This window comes from Francisella orientalis FNO12, from assembly GCF_001042525.2.
Classification (GTDB): domain Bacteria; phylum Pseudomonadota; class Gammaproteobacteria; order Francisellales; family Francisellaceae; genus Francisella; species Francisella orientalis.
The window spans coordinates 356,266-375,346 of record NZ_CP011921.2; the positions used below are offsets into that span (position 1 = coordinate 356,266).

Below are 19,081 nucleotides of genomic sequence, written 5' to 3' on the forward strand. Positions count from 1 at the left end.
TTTATTTTTTTGTTTATTGGTTTTTTTAGCGCTTTGAATTTTGGTGGATAGTTAGTTGCTATCGTAATTCAAAGCAATAAACTCATACAAAAATACTTAGATATGATTTCTGTATTCTCACGTACTTCATGTATGAGGTGAGCGAATTATAGACCTGTTTTAAATTTTGTCAATTAAAATTTACACCTAGTGAAAACTTGAATTAATAATAGTTTTATTTGATAATGGTATTTAGATAAAAAATACCTTAGACACGGGAGTTTGGTATGTCTAATTTAAATGAAGTTGGTAAAGTCTACGAGCGTCCTTGGGGAACTTATCAAACAATTAATTTTACAGATAAGAGTCAAACTAAAATAATCACTGTAAAGCCTAAAGGGCAACTTTCTTTACAGAAGCATTTCAAAAGAGCGGAGCATTGGGTGGTTGTAACTGGTAAACCGACTATAACTGTTAATGAAAGTGTCAAAGAATATAATGTTGGCGAGCATATCTTTATCCCTAAAGAAGCTGTGCATAGATTAGAGAACTTCACAGATAGTGACATTCAAATTATTGAAGTTCAAGTTGGTGATTATCTTGGAGAAGATGATATCGTACGTTTAGAAGATATATATAAGCGTGATTAATTCTCTAAAACTCTTCTAAAAAAGTTACTTATTTTTTCTTCATCATCTAAAATACTACTTAAGTATAAAATCAACAATTTCATATAGTTGGAGATAATTTTAATGTCTATAAAATCAAAAGCTGCTGTAGCATATAAAGCAGGAAAGCCACTCTCTGTAGAGATAGGAAATGTAGCACTACCAAGGGATAATGAAGTGCTAGTTGAAATTAAGGCTACAGGAATATGTCATACAGAAGCATATACGCTTTCAGGTAGAGATCCTGAAGGTCTTTTTCCAGCTAATATTAGGTCATGAAGGAGCTGGTGAAGTTGTAGCAGTTGGTAAAAATGTAACCACTGTTAAACCTAGTGATCAAGTTATTGCTTTGTACACTCTAGAATGTAGAGAGTGTGAGTACTGTTTAAATCCTAAAACAAACTTGTGTCAGGCAATTAGAGAGACTCAAGGAAAAGGTCTTATGCCCGATGGTAGTTCAAGGTTTACTACTCAAGATGGTAGAGAGATTTTTCATTATATGGGTTGCTCAACTTTTTCAAATTATACTGTTCTACCAGAGATTGCTGTAGCTAAGATTCGTAAAGATGCGCCTTTGGATAAAGTTTGCTATATCGGCTGTGGAGTGATAACTGAGGTTGGTGCTGTAGTTAAAACAGTAAATGTTGAAGCTGGTGCTAGTGTTGTTGTATTTGGTCTAGGTGGGATTGGTCTAAATGTTATTCAAGGAGCGAAGTTAGTTGGAGCAGGACAGATTATTGGTGTTGATACTAATAAGTGATAGTATTAGCAGAAAAATATGGGATGACAGACTTTGTTAATCCAAATGAAATTGATGAAGACTTAGTGCAGCATTTAATCCGTCTAACAGGAGGCGGAGCCGATTATAGCTTTGAGTGTATAGGTAATATAAAAGTTATGCGTCAGGCTTTGGAGTGTGCTCATAAAGGTTGGGGCAAAGTGTGATAATAGGCGTTGCAGGCGCTGGTGAAGAGATATCTACTAGACCATTCCAGCTTGTAACAGGTCGTACTTGGAAGGGTTCCACATTTGGAGGCATGCGTGGTAGAACTGATGTACCTATGATTGTTGATTGGTATATGGATGGTCGTATTGATATTGATAGCCTTATTACTTCAAATATTAAGATAGAAGATATTAATAAGGGCTTTGAAAATATGCATAACAATATAAGAACAGTGGTTACTTTTTAGATACTCTATATATTGTATTTCCTGTCGTCATTCTCGCAAATGCGTGTATCTCTTCTTAGTTTAATTGTAGCTAAAACCATAAAAACCATACAAAAGTAGTGGGCTATATTTATAAGTTAGAGAAATATTTAGGTTAGTTCATCACCAATATTGATAATCAATTTGTTAAGTAAGGAGTTAAAAAATAAAAAAATTCAGAGAATAAATTTATTTGTTGTTATAAGCTTTGATAGCTTTATCTAGAAGCTCAAGAGCTCTTTTTAGAGCTTTTTCTTCTAAGATGTATGCTATTCTTATTTCATCTTTACCAAGACCTTTAGTTGCATAGAAATCACCTGTAGGAGAAACCATTACTGTTTCTTTATTATCTTCAAAGTCTGTTAGTAACCATAATGCGAACTTCTCAGCATCATCAATAGGAAGTTTAGCAATTACATAAAAAGCTCCAGTAGGCTTTTCACAAACTACATTATCCATTTTTGAAAGAGCTTCAAAAGTTATATCTCTTCTTTTTTGGTATTCCGTGTTTACTTCTTTTAAGTAATCTTCAGATACTTCATAAAGAGCTGCGGCACCAATTTGTTCAAGAGTAGGTACACATAGTCTAGTTTGGCATAGTTTAGTAACTTCTTTGATGAACTCTTTGTTTTTTGTACAAAGAGAACCGATTCTAGCACCACAAGCACTATAACGCTTAGATACAGAGTCAACTATGATTACGCGATCTTCAACACCTTTGATGTTGCCGAAAGATGTACAAATAAGACCATCATAAGTGAATTCTCTATAAACTTCGTCACTTATTATGAATAAGTCTTTCTCTTTAGCTACTTCTGCCAAAATTTCTAATTCTTCTTTAGAGTATACAACACCGGTAGGGTTACCTGGGTTAGATATCATGATAGCACGAGTTTTACCAGTTACACATGCTAGAATCTCTTCTTTTGAAGGTAAGTGGAAACCTTCTTCAGCTTTTGTAGTAATTGGTATAATTGCTACATCAACCGCAGTTGTAAAACCATTGTAATTTGTATAAAAAGGTTCTGGTACAAGTATCTCTTCGCCAGCATTACAAACAGCAATCGCTGCAAATATTAATGCTTCTGAACCACCATTTGTAATTAAGATCTCGTCTTCAGCAAAATCCATACCGAATCTTTTGTAGTATTTTGAGATTGCCTTGATTAGGCTAGGCTCACCATTAGCTACTGAATATGCGATAGTCTCTTCATCAAAAGCTCTGATAGCATCCATAAACTCACTAGGAGTTTTGATATCAGGTTGACCTATATTTAGGTGGTAAACTTTTTTGCCTTGCTTTTGAGCCGCTATAGAATATGGCACTAACTTACGTACAGGAGAGGCTTGCATCGCCCTAACTCTTCTTGATAATTGCATTTAGTAAATCCTTTTTGTTTGATATTGGTTAAGATATACAATTTGATTATAATATATTTTCAAAGCTTAAAAAATTATCAATTAGTAAAAATAAGCTAATTATTTGAACTTGTTACTTATTATTTATTACCAGCTATTTGATCGAATGCCATTTTCGATTATTAATAAATTTAGAATTTCTACAAAAGTATATATAATGAAGGGGTTACAATATTTCGGGTAATATTAGTATGCTAAAACATCTGGCTATTAAAAATTTTGCGATTATAAAATCTACAGAAATTGACTTTAGAGAGGGTATGACTGTTCTAACTGGGGAGACAGGAGCTGGCAAGTCAATTTTACTTGATGCTTTGAGTTTTGTACTTGGTGCAAGGTTAGAAAAAACGTTTTTACAAGATGGTAATGTAACTGAAGTTTCGGCAACATTCTGTATCAAAGATAATCAAAAAGCAAAAAGACTATTGGATGAACTTTTTGTTGAGTATGAGAATGATGAATGTACATTTAGAAGGGTGATTAATAAGTCTAAACAGAGTCGCTTATTTACAAATGGTAGTGTCGCCAAGGCTACAGATGTCAAAAAAATCTCAGATAAGCTTATAAATATTTATAGTCAGAACTCTCATCAAGATTTGCTAGATCCTAAATCGCAACTAAGTTTATTAGATAGTTTTGCAAATAATGATGAAGTTTTAAAAAAAGTCTCTAGTGTTTTTTATCAGTTACAAAAGATAAATGCAGAAATATCAGAGCTTCAGGAGTATGTAGATGGACAAAATAGCCAGCGTGAACTCTTAGAGTATAAGCTTGATGAGCTTGTGGGATTAAATCTAGAAGAGAATGAGTTTGAAGAGTTATCTCAGCGTCAAAAAAATCTCTCAAGTGTAGATGATATTGGCTATAGCCTTAATCATATTTCAAATTTGATGTATGACGCTGATACTAATGTTAGAGCAATGCTAATAGATATTGAAAAAGAGGTATCAAAACTTGATGGTGTATCTTTCAGTAATCTTCAGGAGTTGATTTCACAAACTAAGGTGTATGCTCAAGAAAGCTATGATGAGGCACAGAATAGACTAGAATCTCTAGAGCAAGATCCAGAAGAGCTAGCGAAAGTCGAGCAAAGAATGAGTGAGATATATGAATTTGCCCGTAAACATAAAGTTGAACCTAGCTATATGTATCATTATATCCAAGAGCTTCATAGTGAATTGGAAAATTTTAGTCAAGATGGTGAGAAGCTAGTGCAACTTAATCAACAAAAACAAAAGCTTGAGCAAGAATATGATAATTATGCTAAAGATCTAAGCCAAGCACGTCAAATGGCAGCAAAAGAATTCTCTAAACAAGTTGAGAAAAGTATTCGCTTTTTGAATATACCTAAAGGTAGCTTTGTGGCACAGATTTTGTCATCTCAGAATAAGACATCTAAAGGCATAGATGAGTGTCAATTTATGATTAACTTCAATCTAGGCGAGCAACTTGCATCAGTTAGAAAAGTTGCATCAGGTGGTGAGCTCAGTAGGATAGGGTTGTCAATACAGGCAGTATCAGCGGCTAAGAGATCTTATCCAACATTAGTCTTTGATGAGGTAGATGTTGGTATATCTGGAGTTACTGCAGAGAAAGTTGGCAAATTGCTCAAGAAGCTATCAGAGAGACTACAAGTATTGTGTATAACTCATCAGCCACAGGTTGTAGCTCAAGGTCAAACACATTTACATATATCTAAGAAGTATCTTAAAAATACTACAGAATCAAAAATTATAGAGCTAAATCAGCAACAACGTATTGAAGAAATAGCTAAAATAGTAGGTGGAGTAGATATTTCAGAAAATACTCTATCTCATGCTAGAGAGCTTTTAGGTTTGTGATTTGTGTAGGAAGTATGTCACTTAATGCTTGATGATAGTATTTCATGGATATTCATCTGTGTGAATACAACATTGTTATAAGTTAAGTAAGGATTTATATAGCTAAAACTGTATAGATGTAGTTATTAGACTTTTAACTTCTGATTTGATTATACTGCCAAGAGCTATATTTATCAGAAGTTTGAGTAAAAGCTCTTAGAGATATGTCTTCGGCTTGATTAGTATCTAATCTCTCAACATCCACTGAACTGTTAAGACTAGATTGCAGTGAATCCATAGCACTATTATATTGCTCATAAGAACCATTATAGTCACTATTGAATCCTTGACTTTCAATACCGTTAATTGAACTAGATACATTCCTTTGTTCATTTTGGATCTCTAAAGATCTTGCATTCGCATCCTGTCTATTTGTATTATAGATACTGCTTTGCTGATTAAAGTATTCGGCAGCTTCTGTAGCGCTATTATAGTTACTACCTGCTTGGCTAGACAGCATCGATTCTATATCATCAATTCTACCTTGGTAGTAGTCGACACTATTTTGCCAAGATGTTGTATCAACACCATCTGCAGAATTATCAATTAGTTCTTGATAGTAGTCTAAATTAGATTGATTACTTTGTATGTTTTGATATTTTTGGTAATCACTGAAAGCAGTGTCTGCATTGCTTTCAGCTGAGCTCATAGTATTTATAAGGTCATTGTATTGACTATCTTGTGCTAAAGCTTCTGTTGTTCTATTTTGCCATGCTGTGACAGCATTGCTATGACCATTCATTAAATCACTATCTAGGGTTGCTCTTTGTGATTTATATGCTTCATAATCACGGTCTTGATTTTCATCAGATGAGTTACATCCTTTTGGTAAGACACTACTACTTGGGGCAATGTAAGAACCGCTATTGTTATAAAATTCAAAGTTAAGTCCAAAATAACCATCATTAATGCTAGACTGTTCTTCAACTATAGATACTGAAAAGTCCATTTAAAAGAATTGTTTTCAATGCTTGGTGAAAGAGCTATCTGATAGGTTTTTCCATTGATATTGCTTACACCTACGATTCTACCGTTATGCCCAACTATATCACTCATCACGCTAGTATTGGCATCACCAATATTAACATCATCTGTGACATTATAGTTTTCTAATTGTTCTTGTGTAGAAACACCATGCGAAAAAAAATAGTCCTGAACATCCTTTTTATAATTATTTAAATTGGCGGGTGCTTCTGTAAGTTTTGCTCTAGTGACGTAGTTTGAGTATGTAGGCATGACAAATACGGAAAGTATACTAATAATTGCTATAATTATTAAAATTTCAATGAATGAAAATCCTTTATTGTGTAAAGATTTAATCATGCTTTAAGAGAATTCATTAAAAATTTTTTTTATATATAAAAATAGAATAAATTCGATTAGTGGTTATGCAAAGGGATATATTGATTTAAGAGAAAAAACTAATAATTTAATTGCTAAATGTATCTCTACAAGTTAGAGGTACATTGCCCGTAGTTAAGGTTGAGGCATTTATAATTATGTGAGCAAGTCCACTGTATAGTGCTACCGTTAACTATAGCATCAAGTTTAATAATATCATTAGGGTTGTCAAAATATTGAGGAGAGGTTTCTTTTAAGTTTATATTTATTGAGGCTCCTGATGTTGAACCACTTGATACACTTACTCCTGTCGGGGTGTTATAGCTTTGTTGGGAGATATCCTTACTAAGGTTTAAGTCGCTTTCTAATACTAGTTTTAATATTACCAATAATATTTAAAGATTCAATAATAGCTGCACGTTCTTTATTGTTTAGAAGTATCGGAAGGGCTACAGTTGCCAAAATTGCAATAATTGCTACTACTGTCATTAATTCAACTAAAGAAAATCCTAAGTGATTTCTCTCCATCATTTTAAAAAGAGTTGAGTAATTATAATGATATGGTTATTTATTAACTAAAACTACAAGGAGAAGGTAATTGCGATGCAGTCATAGCGTTATTACCCGCTACTGCACTACCAGTACATGACCAAGTCATTGCACCATTAGTAGGATTATATACGGGCGCTAAACTAATAGTACCTGTCACAGGAGCTGTTAAAGTCATAGTTATCGTACCATCAGCAACGGCAGTAGTGTATGCTAAAGAAGAGCTTGACGCACTTGGAAGAGTGCTTCCATTAAATGTTGATCCAAAAGAAGAAACGCCTGTAGTCGCTCCATTATTCATCACACGCTCAGCGATTTCAGATTTTACACCACCAACATCTGATAATACTGTACCAATCTTAGCACGAGTAGTGTAATTAGAGTACATTGGGATAGCAACTGCTGCTAAGATCGCGATAATTGCGATCACAACCATCAACTCAACAAGTGAGAAACCTTTTTGCATTTTCTTTTTCATAATTTGTTTTCCTTTTATGTTATTGCTTTTAAATTTTACAATCCAGTAAATTAATTTAATCCACTGTAAACTACATTATATTCTTAAAATTATGTGATGCAAGTATTTTTATTATTATTGCATTAATTTAATATTCCAAGATTTAATTTTAACTAAAATAATGATTTTCATTATCACTTAGTAGCAATTGTCGTAATATTTAACTTGATAGTCTAGTTTTTATACGGCAATGATAAAGCATGAGGATATTGATTTATACCACTAAAACTTAAAAATGTTGTTATTTTGCTCTTTGATTCGAGATTTCTATTAGATCTTTGAGAGATTCTCACTTTGGCGAGATATGCACAAAGTTCTCTTTTTTATGCTATGACTTGATCGTAGAATCCAAGTTTAAAGCCTATAATAAGAGGATCCTATGGCAAGCCACAGGAAGACAAAAATGGTTTTGAAAAGGCTGTTGATTTAATCATCAACTCATTCTCGCGAAGGAGGGAATCTGCCAAGTATTTAAGAGATCTGCGTGTTAAGCACGAGGATGACTACTGTTTTTGATGGTGTGTCCTTATTAAAGTCAACAGTCTTTCAAAAGTTACTCGGATTAGTTATAGAACTAAAGCTTTGATTTATAACTAATCCGAGTGGTTAATATTCTGCTATAATTAAAGTTCTAATAAAATACTAACTGCCGAGCAACTATGCTTAAAAATGTACTAAAAACTAATTTTAAAGACTTCAAAGAAATCTTTAAAAGACCTAAGCAACACAACTATCATTTACCTAAATATTTACAACTTAAATATACATTTGTGCCAATATTAATTTTGGTTGTATTTGCATTTTATAATCTTGATACACCTGTTGAGAACTATATCGAGCATTCTATGCCTGAAGCTGTCGACAATGCTTTTAGGTATATTACAGATGTTGGTAAAGCAGAATATATCTTGATAATATGTGGAGTGATAGTTTTAGTCAGACTATTTATCAATATTGATAAGCTTTCTGAGAGTACCAAAATTGCTTTTAATAAGATTTGTATATATTCAGGATTTATTCTAGCAACTGTAGCAATAAGTGGTATTGTCGGCCAGGTTCTCAAAATTATAATAGGCAGAGCTAGACCGAAATTTTTCTTAGAATATGGATCGCATTATTTTCAGCACTTTCATGCTCCAGGTTATGATTTTGCAAGTATGCCTTCAGGGCACTCAATAACAGTTGGTGCGATGTTTATAGCACTTTTTTATATTTTTCCAAAATTTAGATATTTGTGGTACGTACTTATAGTTGTATTCGCTGGTAGTAGAATTATAGTTGGTTCTCACTATCCAAGTGATGTGATTTTTGGAGTAGCTTTTGGTTGTTATTGTACCGCATATATATATTATTGGATGTTAAATAGGGAGTTGCCTCCAAAAAATAAAACCCTAAAGATATTTAATTACTTCTTAATTTATTTTTATAAAAAGATTTCTAAAAAAGCTCCAAAGATTCTACTGAATTTGATATCATATCTAATATCTTTTTTATTCATTAAATTAAGTAATCAAAAAATGACTTTAATCGATGGCAAAAAGCTTTCTATAGATCTAAAAGAGAGATTGGCTGATCAACTTCGAGAATACAAAGAACAAACAGGTATAGTTCCTAAGTTAGTAGCAATAATTGTTGGTGATGATCCTGCTAGTAAGACTTATGTGGGCTCAAAAGAAAAAGCCTGTGAAAAAGTAGGTATAAATTCAGAAGTTATAACACTTCCTGAAGTAACAACTGAGCAAGAGTTATTAGAATTGATTGACAAACTAAACAACGACTCTAGTGTACATGCTATTCTAGTGCAATTACCGTTACCAACTCATATTAATAAACAAAAAGTTATCTATGCGATCAAGCCAGAAAAAGATGTGGATGGCTTTCATCCTGCAAATATTGGTAGACTACAGCTTAGAGACAAAAAGTGTCTAGAGTCTTGTACACCTAAAGGTATCCTGACTATGCTTAAAGAGTATGGTATACAGACAGAAGGCGCTCATGCAGTAGTAGTTGGGGCTAGTAATATAGTCGGCAAACCTGTTTCTCAGTTATTATTAAATGCCAAAGCAACTGTTACAACGTGTCATAGGTTTACCAAAGATCTCAAGTCTCATACAACCAAAGCAGACATCTTGGTCGTGGCGGTAGGTAAGCCAGGTTTTATCACAGCTGACATGGTCAAAGATGGTGCTGTAGTTATAGATGTTGGTATTAATCATGTTGATGGTAAAATTGTGGGTGATGTTGATTTTGAGGCAGTGAAAGATAAAGTCTCTGCGATTACTCCGGTACCTGGGGGTGTTGGACCTATGACTATTACAGAGCTTCTTTATAATACTTTTCAGTGTGCTCAGGAGTTAAATAGGTAGCTTATAGATTTGATTTTATGATGGGTAGTCATACCTGCGTAGGCGGGTATCTCTATACCAATGGGTTGAATTGAAAAGATTCCCGCTTGCTCGGGGATACTAATTTATGTAGAAAGGAAATAACATGGCAAGCTTAAAATATGAAGATGCTGGCGTAAATATTGAAGCAGGTAATGAAGCTGTTAATAGAATGAAAGAACATGTCAAAAAAACATTTACAAAGAATGTTTTGACAGGCTTAGGGAGTTTTGGATCACTTTATTCATTAAAAAATATCATCAATAACTATGATGATCCTATTTTAGTACAATCAATAGATGGTGTTGGAACTAAAACTAAAGTTGTAGTAATGTGTGGTAAGTTTGAAAATCTTGGTTATGATCTTTTCTCAGCTGCGACAAATGATATTGTCGTGATGGGCGCTAAACCAATCACTTTTTTAGATTATGTTGCTCACGATAAGCTTGATCCTGTGATTATGGAAGAGCTTGTCAAGGGTATGTCAAAGGCGTGTGCTGAGTGTGGTGTATCTTTAGTTGGTGGTGAAACTGCTGAAATGCCAGGGGTGTACCAAGCTGGTGAGATTGACATGGTGGGTGTAATCACAGGTATCGTTGATAAAAATAAAGTTATCAATGGCGAGAATATCAAAGAAGGTGATATAGTATTTGGTCTTAGTTCATCAGGATTGCATACGAACGGATATTCATTCGCACGTAAATTATTCTTTGATGTAGCTGGCAACAAGCACACTGATACATATCCAGAGCTAGATGGCAGAACTATTGGCGATGTATTGCTAGAGCCGCATGTTAATTATACTAATATTATCCACGATTTCTTGGATAATTGTATTGATATCAAAGGTATGGCACATATTACGGGTGGTGGATTTATAGAGAATATTCCAAGAGTTTTACCACAAGGGTTAGGTGCTGAGATTGTTAAAGATAGCTTTGAAACTCCAGCTATCTTTAGAGTTATGCAAAGAATTGGCGATATTAGTGAATTTGAGATGTATCGCTCATTTAATATGGGTATAGGTATGACTATAATCGCCAGCCAAGATCAATTTGATAAGATGAAAGAGTTAGCTAAAGAGCACACAAATACAAAACTATATCAAATAGGTAAGATTACAAATACAGGCAAGGTGGAAATTATCTAATGATTGATAAACAAATCATCATCAATAATATACAAAATGTTTTAAAATCAACAGATCTGGGTATCAAAGATAAATACACTGGTAAAGTTAGAGATATGTACTTTACTGATGATAAAAGTATTTTGATATCAACTGATAGACAGTCAGCTTTTGATAGATCGTTGGGATTCATTCCATTTAAGGGCCAGATTCTTGCTCAATCATCAGTTTGGTGGTTCAAAGAAACTGCTCATATTGTCAAAAATCATTTTATAGCATCTCCAGATGCTAATGTCGTAGTAGCAAGAAAAGCAAAAGTGCTACCAATTGAGTTTGTGGTTAGAGGCTATATAACTGGTTCAACTTCAACATCGTTGTGGACTCATTACAAAAATGGTAGTCGTAACTACTGTGGTAATATTCTCCCAGAGGGTTTGAAAAAGAATCAAAAACTACCACAAAATATTCTAACACCTACAACGAAAGAGCAAGACCATGATAGACCAATTTCTGCCGATGATATTGTCAAGGAGAGTTGGTTAACTCAAGAGCAATGGGATTATGCTTCGCAAAAAGCTTTAGAGTTATTTGAATTTGGTCAGCAAAAAGCCCTAGAACATGGTTTGATATTAGCTGACACAAAGTATGAGTTTGGAGTTGATGAAAAGACTGGCGAAATTATTCTGATAGATGAGATTCATACACCTGATAGCTCAAGATTTTGGCTAAAAGATAGTTATATTGAAAGATTTGAAAATGGTGAAGAGCCAGAAAATATTGACAAAGAATTTTTTAGATTATGGTTTGCAAAAAACTGTGATCCATACAATGATGATATCTTACCACAATCACCACAGAAGCTGGTGGTAGAGCTATCTCAAAAATATATAACTCTCTTTGAGATGATAACTGGGCAGAAGTTTGAAGTGCCAGAGGATATAGAAAATATTAATCATAGAATCGCAAAAAATGTTACAGATTATTTAAATACGGAGAGTCAAGTGAATATTCTTTTAATAGGTTCAGGAAGTAGAGAGCATGCAATAGCTGAAGCAGTTAAAAGAAGTGCTATTAAGAATCAGCTTTTTTGTATAAGCACAGCGGTAAATCCTGGTATTGATAGAATAGCTCAAGGATATAAAGTTGGTAATATCTGTGATTGTGAAGCAGTTCTTGAGTATGCAAAATCAGAGAGTATTGATATAGCTATTATTGGTCCAGAGGCACCGCTTGAAGTTGGTCTTGCTGATACTCTTAAAGCAAATGGTATAGGCGTGGTTGGTCCAACTAAGAAACTTGCTCAACTTGAAACATCAAAAGGTTTCACAAGAGACCTAATCCGTGACTATGATATAGGTGCAAACCCTTTCTTTAGGAAGTTCTCAACTATGGATGGTGTAGAAGAGACTCTCAAAGAATATAGAAATCAGTTTGTTATAAAAGCAGATGGTTTGATGGGTGGTAAAGGAGTTCTTGTATGGAGGGATCATTTACATACAATGAGCGATGCTCTTAAACATTGTCAGTCATTGATAGATGCAGGTAAGGAATTTGTGATTGAAGAGAAGCTTGTTGGTCAAGAATTCTCTTTGATATCTTTCACTGATGGTGAGCATTTTATTAATATGCCAGCTGTACAAGATCACAAACGTGCACATGAGGACGATAAAGGCCCAAATACTGGTGGTATGGGTACTTATTCAGATGCTAATCATAGTTTACCATTTTTATCAGATTCTGATATAACTAGAGCAAAAGAGATAAATGAGAAAGTTGCAAAAGCCTTGAGTGACAAATTTTGCGAACCTTATCAAGGTATTTTATACGGTGGTTTTATGGCTACCAAAGATGACACCAAAGTTATTGAATATAATGCTAGATTTGGTGATCCAGAGGCTATGAATTTGCTAACTTTACTTGAAACAGATTTTGTTGAGATAGTACAAGCAATAACTAAAGGTACTCTTGATAAGATAAAAGCTGAATTTAAAAATAAAGCTAGTGTATGTAAATATCTAGTACCATTAGGGTATCCGAATCAGTCAGTCAAAAACTTTGAGATAGATATATCAAAATGCCCTGATAATGTTGAAATTTTCTTAGGATCTGTAGATTTTAGAGATGGTAAACTAATTGGTACAGGTTCTAGAGCAGTAGCAGTATTAGGTTTAGGTAATACGATAGCAGAAGCAGAGCAAAAAGCAGAAAACGCTGTCAAAAATATCTATGGTAAGTTATTTCATCGTCCTGATATTGGCACTAAAGAGCTTATCAATAAGCGCATTAAGCATATGAATTTATTACGTGGTAATAAGTATCAGGAGCTTTAGAAATGTCTAAGCTTAAAATTGTTGTATTAGGTTCTACACGAGGGACTAATATGCAAGCTATAGTGGATGCTATAGCGAATAAGCAAATAGATGCTGAAATAAGTTTGGTTATTTCTAATAAGCAAGATTCCTATATTTTACAAAGAGCAAAAAATCAGAATATAGCTAATAAATTCATAGCTTCAAAAGGTCTATCAAGAGAGGTTTATGATAAGCTTCTTGTCGAAGAAATAGAGAAATACAATCCAGACCTAATCTTACTAATTGGTTTTATGCGTATTTTAAGTCCAGTATTTATAAAGGCTTTTGAGCGTAAAATTTTAAATATTCATCCATCGTTATTGCCAAAGCACGCAGGATTAATCGATTTGGCAGTGCATCAGTCAGTTATTGATGCTGGAGATAGTATATCGGGATGCACGATTCATCAAGTAAGTGAAGAGGTTGATGGTGGTGATATAGTCTTACAGTTAAAATGTGATGTAACAAAAGATGATATAGCAGAAAGCTTAAAAGAAAAAGTACAGGCACTAGAGAGTACAGCCTGGATTGAAGTTATTAATAATTGGAAGAAATAGCTCAATTAATATAAAAGCAACAGTGCTGAATGAATTTAGCATGACATTTAGCTTTAATGTGGAGGGATGATATATGAGTATAAATGTTGGTGTAATCATGGGCTCTAAGTCTGATTGGAGTACAATGAAAGAGTGTTGTGATATTTTAGAAAATCTAGGTATCAGTTATGAGTGTGAGGTTGTTTCAGCTCATAGAACTCCTGACAAAATGTTCGATTATGCTGAGACAGCTAAGTCTAGAGGCCTAAAAGTAATAATTGCAGGTGCTGGTGGTGCGGCCCATCTGCCAGGGATGGTTGCTGCTAAAACAGATCTGCCAGTGCTAGGTGTACCCTTGAAATCTAGCACGTTAAGTGGAAAAGATAGTTTACTATCAATCGTGCAGATGCCAACAGGTATTCCGGTTGCTACTTTTGCTATTGGTGTAGCAGGGGCAAAAAATGCCGCTCTTTTTGCTGCAAGTATTTTGCAACATGTAGATTCAAAAGTTGGTCAAGCGTTAACTAAGTTTAGAGTAGATCAAACTCAATCAGTTCTAGATAATCCTAACCCTAGGGAGCAATAGTATGAAAATAGGTATTATTGGCGCAGGTCAACTTGCAAGGATGCTAAGTATAGCAGGTACGCCTTTAGGTTTAGAATTTCATTGTCTAGGCAAGACAGGAGATTGCGCCGAAGAGGTTGTAAAAAGTGTTACAGATATTGATTTAGAACAAGTTAATGATGTTGTTGCATGGGCAAAACAGTTTGATGTAATAACTTTTGAGAATGAAAATATATCTCACGAGCTTATTAAAGCAATTAATCATGATGTGAATGTATATCCATCTGCGAAAGCTATTGCTATCTCTCAAGATAGATTACTTGAGAAATCTTTTATGCAAGATCATGGTATAGCTACTGCTAAATTTGTAAATATTGATAGTCTAGACAAGCTTAAAAAAGCTGTACAAGATTATGGATTACTGGCTATAGTCAAAACACGTAGATTTGGCTATGATGGCAAAGGTCAGTTTGTGATGAAATCTCAAGAAGATGTATCAAAAGCTTGGGGTGCTCTTAAAAATGCTTCAGATGGTCTTATTTATGAAGCTTTTGTCGATTTTGATTATGAAGTTTCACAAATATGTACGGTGGATATTAAAGGAAATATAGCTTTTTATCCATTAGCTAAAAATATTCATAAACAAGGTATTATAGTTGAATCGGAAGCTCCTTTTGAAAATGATGTTTTACAAACCAAAGCTCAGCACGTTGCAAAAACTTTAGTTAAAGAGTTTGGCTATGTTGGCACACTTGCGATAGAGTTTTTTGTTAAGGGTGATGAGTTAATAGTTAATGAGATAGCTCCTAGAGTGCATAACAGTGGACACTGGAGTATTGATGGTTCAATTACCTCACAATTTGAAAATCATGTTAGAGCTATCGCTGGATTGATTTTGGGTGATACAACTAGTCGTAAGACGGTTATGCTAAATTGTATTGGTGGTATGCCAGCTACAAAAGATTTAGCAGCGCTTGATAAAGTTAAGATTCACAGCTATAACAAGGAGCCACGTAAGGGCAGAAAAGTAGGGCATCTAAATCTTAACCTTAATGATGAGACTGATGAATATCAATTACTACAGGCTAAAAAATTAATTACTCTTTCTGAGGAGCTTTAATTATAGTCGAGAGATTTAATTTTCTGAACAGTAAAGTTTCCTAATAATTTGTTTTAGGCAGCTATATGTTTGGCACTTTCCATTATATTCTTTATTAATGAATTCTTTAAAATGTTTATTATCAGAAATTATAAAAATATTTTCTATAGATATTCTGCTATAGTTTATATATCTATATATTGACTCAAAAGAGCAAAACACATATGATTTGTGGTTTGTTATCTTTGTATTAATTTCAAAAGGAGATAAGCAGTGACGATAATCACTATTAATTTTCTCTCTATCCATAACTAGCACATTAATAGTAATAATAAAATTAGAATATTCTTCTTTGAAACTCTCCTATAGAGAAGTAAAAGTATTTGCTTCTATAACTTTTTGCTCAATACCTTTTTGTATTTGTATTTCCCTTTGTTTACTAATAACATATTTATATTTTTGAAAGAGGATATGAGAAATTTCTAAATCTAGTTCAGAGGTTGTAATTAGTTTGAAGTTCTTTTTCTCTAATAGCTCATTTAACTCAATAAAACATATACTTTCTTCTAAGTTTGCATAATTTAGTAAAATTTTATAAAGAACTTCTATGTTAAACAGTAAAAGATATTTTTTGTCCATTTTGTACTCCTAAAAGTTTTATTCCCTATAGAATAATAATGTCACAAAAACTTTAGTATCTTGATAAAAAATAAAATGTGATATTTGAAAAGTATTTCAAAAACCTAATTGTATGTATATTCTTTAATAATCATAGAAAAATTTAGTATGAGTATGGATAACAAGGTTTTACTAGTACTGGATCAAGTAGAGATATTGGAGCTTCAACAGCGATTCAAGCAGCAAGAGAAGGATATTCTGTATGTATTACTTAAATGATAAAAACAGATGCTTATCAGTTATTACAAGCTAAAAAGCTTTATAGAACTTTCTCAAAAGCTTTAGTTTAAGATAAAAGCATTCTTTATCCAGTTAATATCTTCTTTGTTAATTGCTATTAAATCGAATCGACATTCGTAGTTTTCAAACTTAGGATTCAGTTGTAAGAAAATATTTGCTGCATTAATAAGTTTTTGCTGTTTACTGTAAGTTAGCATTTCTTCAGCTTTAGCGAATTTTGTTTTGCTACGAAATTTTACTTCAATAAATACAAGAGTGTTCTGATCAAGTGCAATTATATCGATCTCACCATAAGGTAAGGCTTTAAAATTTTGAGCTAGAATTTGTAAGTTTTTAGTTCGTAAAAATTTAGAGGCTTGCTCTTCAGCTTTATTACCTATTTCAATTGTTTTCATATTCCTAGAAGTTTTATAACTGTGATATATATTGTACGAATAAATGTTATTGGCAGATTAAAGATCTATAGCTACATTTAGCTTTGTTACTTTAATTAATTCCACTATGTCGAAGCAAGGCTTCTTCATTTGGTTTACGCCTCATAAATGCTACAAAGTTATCCATAGCATTACGTGAAGAACCCTTTGAAATTATGTTTTCTAACAAGTTATTACCAACTTCATTACTAAGGATTCCTTCATTTTCAAAACGTGAAAACACATCTGAAGAAAGTATTTCAGCCCATTTGTAGCTATAGTATCCAGCAGCATAACCACCAGCAAAAATATGCGAAAATCCATTTTGGAATCTATTGTAGCTAGGAGTTTTAAGCAAGCTTACTTTTTCTCTGATACTATCTAGCTCATTTTGGACTTCAGTCGCGGTAGTTAATTTCTTATAGTGGATATTCATATCAAATATACCAAACTCAAGTTGTCTAACCATCATCAATGCAGATTGAAAATGTCTAGTGCCTACAAGTTTATTAATTTGTTTATTACTAAGGGCTTTACCATCGCGTGATCCAGATATAAGTGCTAGTCCTTCTTCACACCAGCAGAAATTCTCCATGAATTGGCTGGGTAATTCCACAGCATCCCATTCAACTCCGTTAGTTCCAGAAATTGAAGCAATAGTTACACGTGATAAGATATGGTGAAGAGCATGACCAAACTCGTGAAATAATGTTACGACATCACTATGAGTTAAGTTCGCACCATCTTTAGACGGTGGTAAGAAATTGCAATTAACATAAGCGACTGGTTTTTGAACTAAGCCATCTAATTTGATAAATGCTGTACGTGAACCATCCATCCATGCGCCACCACGCTTATTATCACGAGCAAAAAAATCACAAATTATACTGCCAATATATTTGCTATCTTTGAAAAAATCGAAAGTTTGTTGCTCCGCAACATATTTTGTATAGTTTGTATTTTCTGTGATTTCTAAATTATAGATTTTATTAAGTATATTGAATAGTCCTTCCAAAACTCTCTCTAATGGGAAATATTCTCTAAGCTCTTCTTCTGTGAAGTCAAATTTAGCTTTTTTGAGTTTTTCAGAATAATATGCTGTATCCCATGGTTGAAGAGCATCTACTAGTCCCGCATCTTCAGCAAATCTACGTAGTTCATTAAGTTCTTTCTTTGCTTGAGGTAATGATTTTTCAAGAAGATTATTAAGTAGCTCAAGTACTTGGTTTGGAGATTCAGCCATTTTAGTAAATAGAGAGTTCTCTGCATAATTATCAAAACCAAGTATTTGCGATTTTTCAGCACGCAGTTTTAGAATTTTTTCAATATTGTCATTATTATTGAAGTTTTTGTTATCTGCTTCTTTTGATGCTCTAGTACAATATGCTTTATAGAATTTCTCACGTAGTTTACGATTGTCAGCTTGCTGTAATACTGCTAGGTATGTTGGAATATCTATTCCTAATGCATATTTTTCAGAAATATTTTTTTGTTTAGCTTTATTTATTGCTGATTCAATAGTATTTTGAGATAGACCTTTTAGCTCTTTCTCATCATTTGTGGTGTAGAGCCAGTCCATAGTAGCATCTAAGACATTATTTTCAAATTTTGTAGTTAGCTGGACTAACTCTTGCGAGATCTCCTGCAATCTTTTTCTTTTTGATTCGTCAAGATTTACGCCTGATTGCTCAAATCCGACAATAGCTTTTTTTATAGCTTGTGTTTGCTCGGAATTAAGATCGTGATTTTGGATTTGTTTATATAAATTGTATAAATCTTTATTTTGTCCAAGCTTGGTATAGTACTCTGTAAGTTTGGTTACAGAGTATTCGTAGCTTTCGCGTAATTCTTTAGAATTACAAACAGCATTCATATGCGCAATTGTAGAAAATGCCTGACTAATTTTCTCATCGTCTTCTTCTAGTGATAATATAGTTTGCCAGCTAGAATTTTGCTCTTGCAGTGCTTTTTGAAGTTGGTTTTCAGCTTGCTCAAAAAGATAGTCTATTGCTGGCTTGACTTCATCAGTTTTAAACTCAGCAAGTTTAGGTAAATTAGATTCTTCTAGTATTGAATTCATGATAGCCTCAAAATAATGTTTAGATATGATACTGATAAGTTA

13 protein-coding genes and 4 pseudogenes are annotated in these 19,081 nt (G+C 33.4%); 10 read left to right on the forward strand and 7 right to left on the reverse strand.

Features of this window, described 5'->3' with window-relative positions; translation table 11 throughout:
• Positions 1-266 precede the first annotated feature (266 nt).
• Positions 267-629 carry a phosphomannose isomerase type II C-terminal cupin domain gene (locus FNO12_RS02025; RefSeq protein ID WP_014714481.1) on the forward strand — a complete coding sequence of 121 codons (363 nt, stop codon included), beginning with the start codon at positions 267-269 and terminating at the stop codon, positions 627-629.
• Between the two features lie 102 nt (positions 630-731).
• Positions 732-1,840: pseudogene (locus FNO12_RS02030) on the forward strand (S-(hydroxymethyl)glutathione dehydrogenase/class III alcohol dehydrogenase).
• Between the two features lie 207 nt (positions 1,841-2,047).
• Here FNO12_RS02030 and FNO12_RS02035 read toward each other — a convergent pair.
• Positions 2,048-3,238 (reverse strand): pyridoxal phosphate-dependent aminotransferase, encoded by a 1,191-nt coding sequence (locus tag FNO12_RS02035; RefSeq protein WP_014714482.1) that lies wholly within the window; start codon positions 3,236-3,238, stop codon positions 2,048-2,050.
• A gap of 230 nt (positions 3,239-3,468) precedes the next feature.
• On the opposite strand from FNO12_RS02035, the gene recN reads away from it, so the two are divergent.
• Entirely contained in the window at positions 3,469-5,118 is a 1,650-nt protein-coding gene (recN, locus tag FNO12_RS02040) for a DNA repair protein RecN (RefSeq protein WP_014714483.1), read from the forward strand.
• Positions 5,119-5,251: 133 nt separating this feature from the next.
• On the opposite strand, the pseudogene FNO12_RS02045 reads toward recN, so the two are convergent.
• The 3 genes and pseudogenes from FNO12_RS02045 to FNO12_RS02055 all read right to left on the reverse strand — a co-directional run bounded on the left by FNO12_RS02045 (position 5,252) and on the right by FNO12_RS02055 (position 7,525).
• A pseudogene (locus FNO12_RS02045) lies at positions 5,252-6,480 on the reverse strand (prepilin-type N-terminal cleavage/methylation domain-containing protein).
• 106 nt (positions 6,481-6,586) lie between these two features.
• Positions 6,587-7,026: pseudogene (locus FNO12_RS11455) on the reverse strand (pilin).
• A 43-nt stretch (positions 7,027-7,069) separates the two neighbouring features.
• Positions 7,070-7,525 (reverse strand): pilin, encoded by a 456-nt coding sequence (locus FNO12_RS02055; RefSeq protein WP_014714485.1) that lies wholly within the window; start codon positions 7,523-7,525, stop codon positions 7,070-7,072.
• A 698-nt stretch (positions 7,526-8,223) separates the two neighbouring features.
• Here FNO12_RS02055 and lpxE point away from each other — a divergent pair.
• From lpxE to FNO12_RS02090, 7 genes and pseudogenes are all read left to right on the forward strand, one after another.
• Positions 8,224-8,937, forward strand: a pseudogene (gene lpxE / locus FNO12_RS02060) (lipid A 1-phosphatase LpxE); the annotation flags it as partial.
• 144 nt (positions 8,938-9,081) lie between these two features.
• Positions 9,082-9,930 carry a bifunctional methylenetetrahydrofolate dehydrogenase/methenyltetrahydrofolate cyclohydrolase FolD gene (gene folD / locus FNO12_RS02065; protein WP_030005798.1) on the forward strand — a complete coding sequence of 283 codons (849 nt, stop codon included), beginning with the start codon at positions 9,082-9,084 and terminating at the stop codon, positions 9,928-9,930.
• A 124-nt stretch (positions 9,931-10,054) separates the two neighbouring features.
• A complete protein-coding gene (gene purM, locus FNO12_RS02070; protein ID WP_014714487.1) occupies positions 10,055-11,098 on the forward strand; it encodes a phosphoribosylformylglycinamidine cyclo-ligase in 1,044 nt (347 codons plus the stop codon).
• Positions 11,098-13,407 carry a phosphoribosylaminoimidazolesuccinocarboxamide synthase gene (locus FNO12_RS02075; protein ID WP_014714488.1) on the forward strand — a complete coding sequence of 770 codons (2,310 nt, stop codon included), beginning with the start codon at positions 11,098-11,100 and terminating at the stop codon, positions 13,405-13,407. Before purM ends, FNO12_RS02075 begins: the two co-directional genes overlap by 1 nt.
• Positions 13,408-13,409: 2 nt before the next feature.
• Positions 13,410-13,985 (forward strand): phosphoribosylglycinamide formyltransferase, encoded by a 576-nt coding sequence (gene purN / locus FNO12_RS02080; RefSeq protein ID WP_014714489.1) that lies wholly within the window; start codon positions 13,410-13,412, stop codon positions 13,983-13,985.
• A 73-nt stretch (positions 13,986-14,058) separates the two neighbouring features.
• Entirely contained in the window at positions 14,059-14,550 is a 492-nt protein-coding gene (purE, locus tag FNO12_RS02085; RefSeq protein WP_014714490.1) for a 5-(carboxyamino)imidazole ribonucleotide mutase, read from the forward strand.
• Between the two features lies 1 nt (position 14,551).
• Positions 14,552-15,649, forward strand: coding sequence for a 5-(carboxyamino)imidazole ribonucleotide synthase (locus FNO12_RS02090; RefSeq protein ID WP_014714491.1), 1,098 nt, complete (start codon positions 14,552-14,554; stop codon positions 15,647-15,649).
• A 342-nt stretch (positions 15,650-15,991) separates the two neighbouring features.
• On the opposite strand, the gene FNO12_RS02095 is transcribed toward FNO12_RS02090, so the two are convergent.
• From FNO12_RS02095 to FNO12_RS02105, 3 genes are all read right to left on the reverse strand, one after another.
• Positions 15,992-16,267 (reverse strand): hypothetical protein, encoded by a 276-nt coding sequence (locus FNO12_RS02095; protein WP_030003364.1) that lies wholly within the window; start codon positions 16,265-16,267, stop codon positions 15,992-15,994.
• 320 nt (positions 16,268-16,587) lie between these two features.
• The gene (locus FNO12_RS02100; RefSeq protein WP_014714493.1) at positions 16,588-16,941 is read right to left on the reverse strand and encodes a YraN family protein; all 354 of its coding nucleotides are present in this window, start codon (positions 16,939-16,941) and stop codon (positions 16,588-16,590) included.
• 91 nt (positions 16,942-17,032) lie between these two features.
• Entirely contained in the window at positions 17,033-19,039 is a 2,007-nt protein-coding gene (locus FNO12_RS02105) for a M3 family metallopeptidase (protein ID WP_014714494.1), read from the reverse strand.
• Positions 19,040-19,081: the final 42 nt, after the last annotated feature.

Coding starts and splice junctions, on each gene's coding strand:
- FNO12_RS02075 (WP_014714488.1), top strand. CDS start 11,098: ATGATTGATAAACAAATCATCATCAATAATATACAAAATGTTTTAAAA.
- FNO12_RS02025 (WP_014714481.1), top strand. CDS start 267: ATGTCTAATTTAAATGAAGTTGGTAAAGTCTACGAGCGTCCTTGGGGA.
- FNO12_RS02100 (WP_014714493.1), bottom strand. CDS start 16,941: ATGAAAACAATTGAAATAGGTAATAAAGCTGAAGAGCAAGCCTCTAAA.
- folD (WP_030005798.1), top strand. CDS start 9,082: ATGACTTTAATCGATGGCAAAAAGCTTTCTATAGATCTAAAAGAGAGA.
- purE (WP_014714490.1), top strand. CDS start 14,059: ATGAGTATAAATGTTGGTGTAATCATGGGCTCTAAGTCTGATTGGAGT.
- FNO12_RS02095 (WP_030003364.1), bottom strand. CDS start 16,267: ATGGACAAAAAATATCTTTTACTGTTTAACATAGAAGTTCTTTATAAA.
- FNO12_RS02105 (WP_014714494.1), bottom strand. CDS start 19,039: ATGAATTCAATACTAGAAGAATCTAATTTACCTAAACTTGCTGAGTTT.
- purN (WP_014714489.1), top strand. CDS start 13,410: ATGTCTAAGCTTAAAATTGTTGTATTAGGTTCTACACGAGGGACTAAT.
- FNO12_RS02035 (WP_014714482.1), bottom strand. CDS start 3,238: ATGCAATTATCAAGAAGAGTTAGGGCGATGCAAGCCTCTCCTGTACGT.
- purM (WP_014714487.1), top strand. CDS start 10,055: ATGGCAAGCTTAAAATATGAAGATGCTGGCGTAAATATTGAAGCAGGT.
- FNO12_RS02055 (WP_014714485.1), bottom strand. CDS start 7,525: ATGAAAAAGAAAATGCAAAAAGGTTTCTCACTTGTTGAGTTGATGGTT.
- recN (WP_014714483.1), top strand. CDS start 3,469: ATGCTAAAACATCTGGCTATTAAAAATTTTGCGATTATAAAATCTACA.
- FNO12_RS02090 (WP_014714491.1), top strand. CDS start 14,552: ATGAAAATAGGTATTATTGGCGCAGGTCAACTTGCAAGGATGCTAAGT.